Source organism: Pseudomonas sp. GW821-FHT02H09 (assembly GCF_059421425.1).
On the sequence record NZ_JBWKVA010000002.1, the window covers coordinates 343,177 to 355,869 of the forward strand.

Below are 12,693 nucleotides of genomic sequence, written 5' to 3' on the forward strand. Positions count from 1 at the left end.
TAACGATCAAGGATGATCCTATGTCGCTGTCTGCTATATCCCCGGTTTCCCCTGCGGAGCTGGAAGCCCGTTTGCGTTTGCACCGTCTGCCGGAACTCGGCCCCCGACGTTTTCATAAGCTGCTCGACGCCTTTGGTTCGGCCTGCGCAGCCATCAGCGCACCCGCTGGTGCCTGGCGCTCATTGGGCCTGCCTGCTGCGTGCGCCGAGGCCCGACGCAGTGCCAATGTCCGTGACGGTGCCAGCCATGCATTGGCCTGGCTGGAACGTGCGGACCAGCATTTACTGATGTGGGACCAGCCGGGCTACCCTGCTCTGCTGGCCGAGCTGTGCGACGCCCCGCCGCTGTTATTCGTTGCCGGCGATCCGGACATTCTTGAAAAACCACAGCTGGCGATGGTCGGCAGTCGTCGTGCTTCGCAGCCTGGAATGGATACTGCCGCGGCGTTTTCCCGCAGCCTTGCCGGTGCCGGTTTTGTCATCACCAGCGGCTTGGCGCTGGGCATCGACGGCGCCGCGCATCAGGCCGCTCTGGACGTGGGCGGGCTGACCGTCGGCGTGCTGGGCACAGGGCTGGAAAGTTTTTATCCACAGCGCAACCGTCAACTCGCCGAAGCGATGATTGCCCAAGGCAGCGCGGTGGTTTCCGAGTTCCCGCTGGACGCCGGGCCGCACGCCAGCAACTTCCCTCGGCGCAATCGGATCATCAGCGGTTTGTCCCTGGGCGTGCTGGTGATTGAGGCCAGTGTTGCCAGCGGTTCGTTGATTACCGCGCGGCTGGCAGCCGAACAGGGCCGCGAGGTGTATGCGATTCCTGGGTCGATCCATCATCCCGGTGCCCGCGGTTGTCATCAGCTAATCCGCGATGGCGCGGTACTGGTGGAAACCATCGAACATGTTCTCGAAGCCCTGCGTGGCTGGCAAAACCTGGCACCATCCGAGGTGGTGCCAGTGAAGGCCGATCACCCATTGTTGCGCTTGCTACATGCAGCGCCGCACACCAGCGAAGCCTTGGCTGGCGCCAGTGGTTGGGCTTTACCGAAGGTATTGGCGGCATTAACCGAGCTGGAGATGGACGGCCGGGCAGTTTGCGAAAGCGGACGCTGGTTTGCGCGCGTAAGCTAGGTTTTGTAACGAAGATCGGTAAACTGCGCTCAGCCTTATTCCGGAGAGTCAGCAATGGTCAGCAGTTGGCGTGTGCAACAAGCCGCACGAGAAATTCGCGCAGGGGCGGTGATTGCCTATCCAACCGAAGCCGTCTGGGGCCTGGGTTGCGACCCGTGGAACGAAGAGGCGGTGGATCGCCTGTTGGCGATCAAGTCGCGATCTGTGGATAAAGGTCTGATCCTGATCGCTGACAACATCCGTCAGTTCGATTTTCTCTTCGAAGACTTCCCGCAAGCCTGGATGGATCGCATGGCCAGCACCTGGCCGGGGCCCAATACCTGGCTGGTGCCGCATCAGGGCATGCTGCCGGAATGGATCACCGGGGTTCACGACACGGTGGCCTTGCGGGTCAGTGATCACCCACAAGTCCGGGATTTGTGCGCGCTGGTCGGACCGCTGGTGTCGACCTCGGCCAACCCCCAGGGCCGGCCGGCGGCGCGCACACGGATCCGCGTCGAGCAATACTTCCGCGGGCAAATCGACATGGTGCTGGGCGGTAATCTCGGCGGGCGGAAGAATCCGAGCCTGATTCGTGATCTGGCGACCGGCAAGATCGTTCGCCCGGGTTGAAGTCGCAGTAGAACCCCTGTTAATTGATCGTTCCTACGCTCCGCGTGGGAATGTCTCAATGGACGCTCTGCGTCCGCTCTAGATGTGACGCGGAGCGTCACGGGATGCATTCCCACGCGGGAGCGTGGGAACGATCAACGATCAGGCGGTCAGCTTACGGCAACAGAATCGTCGACCCGGTCGTACGCCGTGCCGACAACTCGGTCTGGGCCTTGGCCGCTTCTGCCAGTGGATAACGCTGGCTGATATCAACCTTGATTTTGCCGCTGATGATCATCCCGAACAGCTCATCGGCCATGGCTTGCAGGTTCTCGGCGTTGTTGGCGTAAGTCGCCAGCGTCGGCCGGGTCACGTACAACGAGCCCTTTGCCGCCAGAATCCCCAGATTCACGCCATCCACCGCGCCCGAGGCGTTGCCGAAGCTCACCACCAGGCCTCGTGGCGCTACGCTGTCCAGCGAGGTGAGCCAGGTGTCTTTGCCGACGCCGTCGTAGACCACCGGGCATTTTTTGCCGTCAGTCAATTCCAGCACACGCTGTGCGACGTCTTCCTTGCTGTAGTCGATGGTCTCCCAGGCGCCGAGGGATTTGGCGAGGGCGGCTTTTTCAGGCGAGCTGACCGTACCGATCAGCTTCACGCCCAGCGCCTTGGCCCATTGGCAGGCGAGCGAGCCGACACCGCCAGCGGCGGCGTGGAACAAGATGGTTTCGCCACCTTTCAGGTCATAGGTTTGACGCAGCAGGTATTGCACGGTCAGGCCTTTGAGCATCACGCCCGCAGCTTGTTCGAAGCTGATGGCATCCGGCAAATGCACCAGATTGCTCGCCGGCAGTACATGCACATCGCTGTAAGCGCCCAGTGGACCGCTACCATAGGCCACGCGGTCGCCGACTTTGAATTGAGTGACTTCGCTGCCGACCGCCTCGACCACGCCGGCGCCTTCGGCACCCAGGCCCGAGGGCAAGGATGGCGGTGCATACAGGCCGCTGCGAAAGTAGGTGTCGATGAAATTCAGGCCGATGGCCTTGTTGCTGACGCGAACTTGTTGCGGACCCGGTGCTGGCGGTTGGTAGTCTACATACTCGAGTACTTCGGGGCCGCCATGGGCACGGAACTGGATACGTTTGGCCATCTGCAATCTCCTTGGGGCTTTTCGCGAAAGGTCCCTATCGGACTCCTAAGCTTGACCTTCGTCAACTGCGGTGGGGCAAGTTGCGGTGTTATGCTACGCGCCCATTTGCGTCGGCTTCACGTTCCGTTCGAAGCGCCGCGTAGCTTTGCCCGATTCAAGGTGATGCCATGAATACTCGCACCGAGGCCGTAAAAGCTTACCTGCTTGACCTGCAAGACCGTATTTGCGCTGCTCTGGAAGCCGAAGACGCTGGCACTCGCTTCGTCGAAGACGCCTGGACCCGGCCTGCCGGTGGTGGTGGTCGCACCCGGGTGATCGAGAACGGTCAGGTCATCGAAAAAGGCGGTGTCAATTTTTCCCATGTGTTCGGCAGCGGGCTACCGCCATCTGCCAGTGCCCATCGGCCAGAACTGGCCGGGCGCGGTTTTGAAGCCCTTGGTATATCGCTGGTGATTCACCCGCACAACCCTCATGTGCCAACTTCCCACGCCAATGTGCGATTTTTCATCGCCGAGAAAGAGGGCGAAGAGCCGGTCTGGTGGTTCGGCGGCGGCTTCGACCTGACTCCGTATTACGGCAACGAAGAAGACTGCGTGCACTGGCACCGGGTCGCCGAGCAGGCTTGCGCGCCATTCGGGCCGGACGTTTATTCGCGTTACAAGGCTTGGTGCGACAGCTATTTTTACATCAAGCATCGCCACGAGCCGCGGGGCATTGGCGGCCTGTTTTTCGATGACCTGAACGAGTGGGACTTCGACACCAGCTTCGCCTTCATGCGCGCTATTGGTGACGCCTACATCGAGGCGTACCTGCCGATCGTCCAGCGCCGCAAGGCCGAGGCGTACACCGAGAAACAGCGGGAATTCCAGGAGTATCGCCGGGGTCGCTATGTCGAGTTCAACCTGGTGTATGACCGTGGCACGCTGTTCGGCCTGCAATCGGGCGGGCGTACCGAGTCGATCCTGATGTCGCTGCCACCGCAAGTGCGCTGGGGTTACGATTGGAAAGCCGAGCCTGGCAGCGAAGAAGCGCGTCTGACCGAATACTTTCTGCAGGACCGTGATTGGCTGGCCAAGGGCTGACAGTTTTACACCGTCAGGACCAACGCCAAGATCGCAGCCTCCGGCAGCTCCTACAAATGAGGAATGTGCTTGATGGACCGTTACGTCGTATTCGGTAACCCGATTGGCCACAGCAAATCGCCGCTGATCCACCGCCTGTTTGCCGAGCAGACCGCTCAGCGGCTGGACTACAGCACCTTGCTGGCGCCGCTCGACGACTTTTCCGGCTGCGCTCAGGCGTTTTTCCTTGAGGGCCTGGGCGCCAACGTCACAGTGCCATTCAAGGAAGACGCCTATCGCCTGGCCAACAGCCTGACGCCACGGGCGCAGCGGGCCGGCGCGGTCAACACCTTGAGCAAACTCGCCGACGGCAGCCTGCTGGGGGATAACACTGACGGTGCCGGGCTGGTGCGGGATCTGACGGTCAATGCCGGATTCAGCCTGCGGGGCAAACGCATTTTGCTGCTGGGTGCTGGCGGCGCGGTGCGCGGTGCGCTGGAGCCGTTACTGGCCGAGCAGCCATCGTCGGTGATCATCGCCAACCGTACGGTGGAAAAAGCCGAATTGCTGGCTGAGTTGTTCGCCGATCTCGGTCCGGTGTCCGCTAGCGGTTTCGACTGGCTGCAAGAGCCGGTGGACCTGATCATCAACGCTACATCTGCCAGTCTGTCAGGCGATGTACCACCGATTGCCAGCAGCCTGATCGAACCGGGCAAGACCTTTTGCTACGACATGATGTACAGCAAGGAACCGACCTCGTTCTGCCATTGGGCCAGTGAGCATGGCGCGGCGGTAGCAATGGATGGCTTGGGGATGTTGGCGGAACAAGCAGCCGAAGCGTTCTATCTATGGCGTGGCGTGCGCCCGGATACTGCGCCGGTGCTGGCGGAATTGCGCAGGCAGTTGGCGTTGTAACTGGCGGCGCGGGCTTTTGTGTTCAGTCTTCAAACCGAATCGGGCATTTCTCCGCCCCTTCCAGCTTCCTCAGCTCTTCCACCACCTGCGGCCGTGCTCGCCGCAGGGTCAGGCTACGGTCCTGCCGCAGCAACCGCCGTGCTTCCTGATGGAGCATTTTCACCCCGGAATAGTCGATGAAGTTGATCTGCTGCGCATCGATCACCACCCGTGAGCCGTGGAGACTTTGCAGGCGTACTTGCAGGTAGTGGCTGGCGCCGAAGAAGATCGAGCCGCCGACCCGCAGAATGTCTTCGTCGCCGTCGCGCCACTGCTGCACTCGCGGTTGCGAAGTGCGTTTGAGGTAGAAGAACAGCGACACCAGTACCCCGGCGTAGATCGCGGTCTGTAACTCCAGCAACAGGGTCGCGACGCAGGTCAGCGCCATGACCGCGAACTCAGAGCGGCTGACCCGGAACAACGACCGAATACCGCGATGATCCACCAACCCCCAACTGATCAGCAAAATGCTCCCGGCCATGCTCGGGATTGGGATATGCGCGATCAACGACGCGCCGGTCACGGCGAACAACGCCACCCATAACGCGGAAAATACCCCGGCCAACGGCGAGCAAGCGCCGGCTTCGTAGCTCAGACCCGAGCGGGTGAAAGAGCCGGCCGACAGAGAACCCGAGAAGAACCCACCCACGATATTGGACAGGCCCTGAGCGCGAACTTCCTGATTGGCGTCGAGAAGTTGCTGCGAACGGGCGGACAACGAGCGGGCGATCGACAGGCTGGTGACCAGGCCGAGCATCCCCACCGCTACGGCGCTGGGCAGCAGGCGCAGCACCAGATCAAGATCCAGCGGCAGCGGGCTGAAGGGCGGTAGTTTGCCGACGAACGAGCTCACTAGCTTCACATGACCAAACATCGCCGGCCACAGCCAGACCACCAGGGCGCTCAAGGCCAACGTGATCAGCAATGTCGGCCAGCGCGGCAGCAGGAGTTTGAGAACAATGCCCAACACCAAGGTGCTAATGCCCAGAGCCAATGACGGTCGGTCCAGAGCGCCAATATGGCTGATCAGCGACATCAGACCGTTCAGAGCAGTGGCCTGATTCGCAAGATCGAGCCCCAGCAGGTTGGGTAATTGCCCAAGGGCGATGACCACCGCGGCGCCAAGGGTGAAGCCCAGTACCACCGAGTGGGAGACGAAATTTACCAGCGCGCCGAAGCGCAGCATGCCCAGCAGCCACTGGAAAGCCCCGGCAAGGAGCGTCAGCAACAGGATCAGGGTGATGTAGTCCTGCGAACCGGGTACGGCCAATGGACTGACGCTGGCATACAGCACAATGGAAATCGCCGCCGTCGGGCCGCAGATCAGATGCCAGGACGAGCCCCACAGGCAGGCGATCAGCACCGGAATGATTGCCGCGTACAAGCCATACTCGGGCGGCAGGCCGGCGATCAGCGCATAGGCGATGGATTGCGGTAGCGCCAGAATCGCTCCGCTCAGGCCGACAATCACGTCGCGGCCGACGCTGGCGCGGGTTTGCCGTGGCATCCAGCTCAGGAAGGGGAAGAGTTTATGGCGGTTGAGCCAGGCCATGGGTCCTCTCGGTCGGGATATGCAAAAAGCGTAAGGGTGAAGTTTCAAAGGGCTGGATGCAAGGTTGGGTTTGATCGTTCCCACGCGCAGCAGAAGGAATGCCGCTAAGGACGCTCCGCGTCCGCTCTGGATGTGACGCGCAGCATCACGGGATGCATTCCCACGCAGAGCGTGGGAACGATCACCTCGCCATCACTCAAAGCTTCGCCTTCACCGCCACCAACGCATCCTTCCCATCGACGGTCTTCACCCCATCCAGCCACTTGTCCAGCACTGCGGGGTTGGCCTTGATCCAGGCTTTGGCGGCGTCGGCGTTGCTGACTTTCTTGTTCACCACCTCGGCCATGATGCTGTTCTCCATTTCCTGGGTGAAACTCAGATTGGTCAGCAGTTTGCCGACGTTCGGGCAGGCCTGTGCATAACCTTTGCGGGTCAGGGTGTAGACGCTGCCGGTGTCGCCGAAGTACTTCTCACCGCCTTTCAGATAGTGCATTTTCAATTGCACGTTCATCGGGTGTGGGGTCCAGCCGAGGAAGGTCACGAATTTCTGTTTCTTAACTGCGCGGGACACTTCGGCCAGCATTGCTTGCTCGCTGGATTCGATCAGCTTCCACTGACCCAGCTCGAAGTCGTTTTTCTTGATGATGTCCTGCAACGAGATGTTCGCTGGCGCGCCGGAGCCGATGCCGTAGATCTTCTTGTCGACTTTTTCAGGGAATTGGTCGGCATATTTATTCAGGTCGGCAAAATTATGCACACCCGCGTCCCAGACGTAATCCGGCACTGCCAGCGTGAATTCGGTGCCGTCCAGGTTCTTCGCCAGTTGGGTGACGTCACCATTGGCCACGAACTTGTCGTAGAAGCCCTGCTGCGCCGGCATCCAGTTACCCATGAAGACATCTACCTGGCCGTCCTTGAGCCCGCCAAAGGTAATCGGCACCGCCAGCGTGTCGACCTTGGCCTTGTAGCCCATGCCATCTAACAGAAAACCGGTGATGGCGTTGGTCGCGGCGATGTCGCTCCAGCCCGGGTCGGCCATTTTCACCGTGTCGCAGCTCTGCTCGGCGTAGGCCGAAACACTGCTCAGGGCCAATAGCCCCGCGCTCAGTACTGTGGATAACCGTTGCATGCTCTTCCCCTTACGTTATTGGTTTTGGCAGGGTTGTGGATAACGAGCCTTGCGCTCCAGATCGTCGAGGTCGATGTGGTTGCGCATGTATTGCTGACTGGCGTCGACCAGCGGCTGGTGATCCCAGCTCTTCAGCTTCCCGGTGGTCAGCGCCTGGGCGACAAAGCGCCGGCGTCGCTGGCTGGCGAGCACCTGTTGGTGAATCGCCGGGATATCCCATTTCGCCCGCGCTTCGGCGAGAAAGTCGTCGAACAGTTGCCGATATTGCGGTGAATGGCTGAGTTCTTCCTGTTCACGCGGGTCGTTGTGTACGTCGAAGAGAAGGCAGGGGTCGTCTTCGCTGTAGATGAATTTCCAGGCACCGCGGCGAATCATCATCAGCGGGCTGATGGTGCCTTCGGCCATGTACTCGCCAAAGACTTCGTCGTGGCCGGCCTGGCCCAACAAGTGCGGGACCAGTGAGCGGCCGTCCAGTGGCAGACCGGGTTCCAGCTCACCACCGGCCAGCTCCACCAGGGTCGGGAGCAAATCGGCGGTGGACACCGCAGCGCGGACCCGTCCTGCGCCGAATTGCCCCGGAGCACTGACCAGCAGCGGCACGCGGGCAGCCATTTCGAACCAGTGCATTTTGTACCAGAGCCCGCGCTCGCCGAGCATGTCGCCGTGGTCGCCGGAGAACACAATGATGGTGTCGTCGATTAGCCCGGTTTCCTCAAGCGTTTGCAGGAGTTTGCCGACGTTGCTGTCGATATAGCTGCATGCGCCAAAATAGGCACGGCGCGCGTCGCGGATTTTATCCACAGGCAGCGGCTTGTCCCACAGGTCGTAGACCTTGAGTAGACGCTGGGAATGCGGATCGAGACGGGTCTGCTCCGGCGTCTGCGGCAGTGGAATGTCTTCGTCGCGGTACAGGTCCCAAAACGCTTTGGGAATGGTGTACGGGTCGTGGGGGTGAGTCATCGAAACGGTCAGGCAGAACGGCTGATCGCCATCCTCGCGGATATGGTCGAACAGGTACTGCTGAGCCTTGAACACCACCTCTTCATCGAAATCCAGCTGATTGGTGCGCACACATGGCCCGGCTTGCAGCACCGAGGACATGTTGTGATACCAGCTCGGGCGTACATCCGGCTCGTCCCAGTTCACCGACCAGCCGTAGTCGGCCGGGTAGATGTCGCTGGTCAGGCGTTCTTCGTAACCGTGCAGTTGATCCGGGCCGCAAAAGTGCATCTTGCCCGACAGCGCCGTGCGGTAACCGAGGCGACGCAGGTAGTGGGCATAAGTCGGCACATCGGCGGGGAAATCGGCCGCGTTGTCGTAGGCGCCGATCTTGCTCGGTAACTGTCCGCTGACCAGGGTAAAGCGCGAAGGCGCACAGAGCGGGCTGTTGCAGTAGGCGGCGTCGAACACCACGCCTTGCGCGGCGAGGCGGCTCAAATTGGGCAATTTGATGGGCGATGGGCCGTAGAATGGCAACATTGGCGCGGCCATTTGATCGGCCATGATGAAAAGAATGTTCTTGCGCTTCATGTGATCGCGGCATTCCATAGTGAATATTTATGCGAAAGTGCTGTGATCGAGAATGGAGCCCACGCACTTGGCGGTAAAGCCCATGCACGGCAATGACTAGGATAAGTACAGCTTATGTATGACGCTCTTGGCGATTTGTCCCTGGACCTGTTTCGCGCCTTCGAAGCCGCGGCCCGCCACCGCAGCTTTACCGCAGCGGCGGTGGAGCTCGGCACGACCCAGCCGGCCGTGAGCCAGCAGATCAAGCGGCTCGAGGAGCAACTGGGCACGCGCTTGTTCGACCGGATCTATCGCGGCATTGAACTGACCGAGGCCGGAACGATTCTGTTCGAACAGGTGCAGGCCGGATTGCAAAGCATTGACGCCGGTTTGAGTGCGATCAGTGCCCAGCATCAGCATGAGGTGTTGCAGGTTGCGACCGACTTCGCCTTCGCCGCCTACTGGCTGATGCCGCGCCTGCAGCGCTTCCATGAAGCCAACCCGCAGGTCGACGTCAGCCTGGTCACCAGCGAGCGCAGTCATAACATGCTGCGCACGGATATCGATGTCGCCGTTTTGTTTGGCGATGGGCGATTCAAACAGGGTGAAAGCCATTGGCTGTTCAGCGAAGAAGTGTTTCCGGTGTGCAGCCCGCAGTTGCTCGAGGATCGCTCGATGCCCTTGCCTGCTCATTCGCTACTGGAGTTTCCACTGCTGCATCTGCGCGGTGAAAACAGCAGCCATTGGTTCGACTGGAGTGGCGTGTTTCGCGAGTTGGGCATTGCTTCAGCGCCTGCCCCGGGACCATTGCGCTTCGACAACTACACACTGTTGATCCAGGCGGCGATTGCCGGCCAAGGCGTGGCCATCGGTTGGCGCCACCTTGTGGATAACTTGTTGGAGCAGGGCTGGCTCTGTCGGCCGATAGCCGAAACGGCGATCTCACGTTTCGGCTATTACGTGGTTTTGCCCCAGCGCAAACGCCGCGGGCCGCTGATCCAGACGTTCGTCGATTGGTTGATGGCCGAGCAGGCCAGCAGTGCCGAATCGCTGACGGGTGTGGCCCTGCCGTCTATTGCGGTTTAGCGTCTGTCGCTACGAAACACACGTGCTCGCGGATGTGCAGATTCAGGCGCAGCTCATCGGCAATCCCGACTGCGACGCGGTTGAGCCGCTCAAGCACTGGGGCCAGCCCCGGCTCAAGGTGGCTGCTGACCCGGCTGAAATGTTCGATGGTCAGTCCGGCCACACCTCGCGGCGCGTTCACCAGCGTCCAGTGCAAGGTGCTGGCCTGCAGGGCTTCGAGGATTTCTTCGGCGGCGTGGCGTTGTAGGGGATCCCCCTCTTCCGGGTCATCCAGCACTGCAAAGCCCCCCACTAGAAACAGCCGATGGATGCCCATTGCCTGCATTCCGACGATCAACGCATCGACGGCGCGGACCTGCTCTACCGGGTCGGGCGTCGTGGTTTTTTCGACGTGTTCATGACTCATCGGCAGTCCCGGTGCATCCAGCAGGCAGATCACTGCCGAACAGCCGGCGACGCTTTGCTTGACCCGTTCGGCATCGAACAGATTTCCGGTTTTGGTGCGCAAACCCGGGCGCGGTGCCAGAGCCGTCAGGTCATCGAGAATGGCGATGACTTCATGTTGGCGCCGCAGCATCTCAGCCATCAGCGCACTGCCGAGGCTACTCATGGCACCATAGAGCACCAGTTTGACCACCGGGGTTTCGGCGTTTTTCATGGCTGAACTTCCTTCTTTCCCACAAGTATAGGTGCTGACCTGTGGGCAACCGGAAGGGTTCGACATTGTCGCGAGGGTTTCAGATGCAACGAATCAAGGGCTACCACGCCCATGTCTATTTCGACGCCAACACTATCGATCAGGCCCGAGCCCTGTGTGAGCAGGCTGCGCAGTTATTTCCGCTGAAGATGGGGCGTGTGCATGAACGGCCAGTCGGCCCGCACCCGGACTGGAGCTGCCAGTTGGCCTTCGCCCCTGAGTATTTCGGCGACGTCCTGCCGTGGCTGGCGCTTAATCGCAAAGGCCTGGTGGTGTTTGTGCACCCCGATACCGGGGATAACCTGGCGGACCATGCCGAGCATGCCATTTGGATGGGGGCGGTAAGGCCGCTGGATTTGTCTATTTTTTGAGCAGTGCGATCGTTCCCACGCTCTGCGTGGGAATGCTTCAACGGACGCTCCGCGTCCGCTTCGACTGTGACGCGGAGCGTCACGGGCTGCATTCCCACGCGGAGCGTGGGAACGATCATTGGGGCGGGGGCGTCGGAGATTTCCTTCAACTTCTATCGCCATGCATGAACTTGTGGAGCCTTGGATCGGGCACTAATCTGCGTCCGTCACCGCAAAATCGGTGACACGGACGTGCAAGTCCGGCTCGGTTCACAATCGGTTATGGCTATTCATCGAGCATTTTTTTATGCTCGCGAATCGTTATGGCGGCTGTGTGTGGGAGGCCTTTGGGTCTGCCGGGTTCCGAGACCGGTCTTGCACACCTATACACAGCCGCCACCTCTTTCGAAGCAAGCGAAACGGTGTCGGCTCCTTAATCTCGGAATCACATCATGTTCAAACCAACACCGAATCCCCCCGAAACCCTAAGCACCTCCCCCTACGAATCCCTCGATTCGACCAAACTCAACGACGCCGCCGAGCGCGCTCTTGATCATCACTTGGGCTCTAAACCTGACACCCAGCGCTTCGTCGGCACCCGCCCCGGCACACTGTTTATGGTGTCACCCGAAGCCAACACCGAAACCCTGTTGACCAACGCTTACGAGACACTCGCCTCGGTCAACGCCATGGCCTGCGATCTGGCCTTTGACCTCGAAGGCTCGCGTCGACATGTGGCGTTGGCCATCCAGCAGATGGTCGAGTTGGGCCAACTGCTGGTGAACCGGGCGCTGGACCTCGAAAACCCGGTGCACTGACGCGCGGGTCTTTGTGATCGTGTGATCGTTCCCACGCTCTGCGTGGGAATGCAGCCCGTGACGCTCTGCGTCACATTCGAGAGCGGACGCAGAGCGTCCAGTGAGGCCTCCCCACGCGGGAGCGTGGGTACGATCCTTGAGTCAATACAACACCCCTTCCAGAATTTCATAAACGATCCCGGTACCCACGGCGATCAGCACCACATCGGCCCCCATGCGCCGCCATTCATAACCGGGGTAATACGGCAGGTGGGACAGCGCGCGATCGTCCAGGCGTTCGCCGTAGTAGCCGTGAGGCAACGGCCGGCCCCGGACCAGATAGATGCCGTGTGGCGGTGGTGCGCCGCGGACAAACCACCCGTGGTTTTCACGAATGACCTGGCGGACCGGGCCGAAGTCCCGAGGTGGACCTGCGCGATGATCGTCGTCACGGTTGTAGCCGCGATGATCATAGTCTCGGTGTTCGTGTTGCCAGCCGCCGTGGTCATGATCGTCGCGCTCGTCGGCCATCACATGCACAAGCGGGCTGGCGCTCAGCATCAGCACGCCCAGGCTGGCAATCAGACGTTTCGGCATTTTCATCAGGTCTTCCTCACAGCACGAACAGCAAAAAGGGGTTCAGAACCCGGTTCTGAACCCCTCGGTCTTGCTATTTAGTCTGTGGCTTAA

The 12,693-nt window shown here is 60.6% G+C and carries 13 protein-coding genes; 7 read left to right on the top strand and 6 right to left on the bottom strand.

Going from position 1 to position 12,693, the window contains the following annotated elements; all coding sequences use genetic code 11:
• Positions 1-20: 20 nt before the first annotated feature.
• A complete protein-coding gene (dprA, locus tag AC07VR_RS04095) occupies positions 21-1,124 on the top strand; it encodes a DNA-processing protein DprA (RefSeq protein ID WP_495010520.1) in 1,104 nt (367 codons plus the stop codon).
• 54 nt (positions 1,125-1,178) lie between these two features.
• Positions 1,179-1,736: an L-threonylcarbamoyladenylate synthase type 1 TsaC gene (gene tsaC, locus AC07VR_RS04100; protein WP_494991081.1), complete on the top strand. Its 558-nt coding sequence runs from the start codon at positions 1,179-1,181 to the stop codon at positions 1,734-1,736.
• A gap of 154 nt (positions 1,737-1,890) precedes the next feature.
• Here tsaC and AC07VR_RS04105 read toward each other — a convergent pair whose 3' ends face one another.
• Positions 1,891-2,868 (bottom strand): quinone oxidoreductase family protein, encoded by a 978-nt coding sequence (locus tag AC07VR_RS04105; RefSeq protein WP_494991082.1) that lies wholly within the window; start codon positions 2,866-2,868, stop codon positions 1,891-1,893.
• 167 nt (positions 2,869-3,035) lie between these two features.
• Here AC07VR_RS04105 and hemF point away from each other — a divergent pair, with 167 nt between their 5' ends.
• Both hemF and aroE read left to right on the top strand, forming a co-directional pair.
• The gene (gene hemF, locus AC07VR_RS04110; protein ID WP_494991083.1) at positions 3,036-3,950 is read left to right on the top strand and encodes an oxygen-dependent coproporphyrinogen oxidase; all 915 of its coding nucleotides are present in this window, start codon (positions 3,036-3,038) and stop codon (positions 3,948-3,950) included.
• 72 nt (positions 3,951-4,022) lie between these two features.
• Positions 4,023-4,844, top strand: a complete 822-nt coding sequence (gene aroE, locus AC07VR_RS04115) for a shikimate dehydrogenase (protein WP_495010521.1) — start codon at positions 4,023-4,025, stop codon at positions 4,842-4,844.
• A gap of 22 nt (positions 4,845-4,866) precedes the next feature.
• On the opposite strand, the gene AC07VR_RS04120 is transcribed toward aroE, so the two are convergent.
• The 3 genes from AC07VR_RS04120 to betC all read right to left on the bottom strand — a co-directional run bounded on the left by AC07VR_RS04120 (position 4,867) and on the right by betC (position 9,094).
• Positions 4,867-6,435, bottom strand: a complete 1,569-nt coding sequence (locus tag AC07VR_RS04120; protein WP_495010522.1) for a SulP family inorganic anion transporter — start codon at positions 6,433-6,435, stop codon at positions 4,867-4,869.
• A 196-nt stretch (positions 6,436-6,631) separates the two neighbouring features.
• On the bottom strand, positions 6,632-7,564 hold the full coding sequence (gene choX / locus AC07VR_RS04125; RefSeq protein ID WP_495010523.1) for a choline ABC transporter substrate-binding protein: 933 nt from the start codon (positions 7,562-7,564) through the stop codon (positions 6,632-6,634).
• Between the two features lie 15 nt (positions 7,565-7,579).
• Positions 7,580-9,094: a choline-sulfatase gene (betC, locus tag AC07VR_RS04130; RefSeq protein ID WP_494991087.1), complete on the bottom strand. Its 1,515-nt coding sequence runs from the start codon at positions 9,092-9,094 to the stop codon at positions 7,580-7,582.
• A gap of 114 nt (positions 9,095-9,208) precedes the next feature.
• On the opposite strand from betC, the gene AC07VR_RS04135 reads away from it, so the two are divergent.
• Positions 9,209-10,159 (top strand): choline sulfate utilization transcriptional regulator, encoded by a 951-nt coding sequence (locus AC07VR_RS04135; RefSeq protein WP_495010524.1) that lies wholly within the window; start codon positions 9,209-9,211, stop codon positions 10,157-10,159.
• On the opposite strand, the gene AC07VR_RS04140 is transcribed toward AC07VR_RS04135, so the two are convergent.
• A complete protein-coding gene (locus AC07VR_RS04140; RefSeq protein ID WP_495010525.1) occupies positions 10,146-10,817 on the bottom strand; it encodes an NAD(P)-dependent oxidoreductase in 672 nt (223 codons plus the stop codon). The two genes, AC07VR_RS04135 and AC07VR_RS04140, sit on opposite strands and share 14 nt — an antisense overlap.
• Before the next feature lie 83 nt (positions 10,818-10,900).
• On the opposite strand from AC07VR_RS04140, the gene AC07VR_RS04145 reads away from it, so the two are divergent.
• Both AC07VR_RS04145 and AC07VR_RS04150 read left to right on the top strand, forming a co-directional pair.
• A complete protein-coding gene (locus AC07VR_RS04145) occupies positions 10,901-11,227 on the top strand; it encodes a DOPA 4,5-dioxygenase family protein (protein WP_495010526.1) in 327 nt (108 codons plus the stop codon).
• A 431-nt stretch (positions 11,228-11,658) separates the two neighbouring features.
• Positions 11,659-12,024, top strand: coding sequence for a DUF6124 family protein (locus AC07VR_RS04150; RefSeq protein WP_495010527.1), 366 nt, complete (start codon positions 11,659-11,661; stop codon positions 12,022-12,024).
• Between the two features lie 141 nt (positions 12,025-12,165).
• On the opposite strand, the gene AC07VR_RS04155 is transcribed toward AC07VR_RS04150, so the two are convergent.
• Positions 12,166-12,606, bottom strand: coding sequence for an anti-virulence regulator CigR family protein (locus AC07VR_RS04155; protein WP_495010528.1), 441 nt, complete (start codon positions 12,604-12,606; stop codon positions 12,166-12,168).
• Positions 12,607-12,693: the final 87 nt, after the last annotated feature.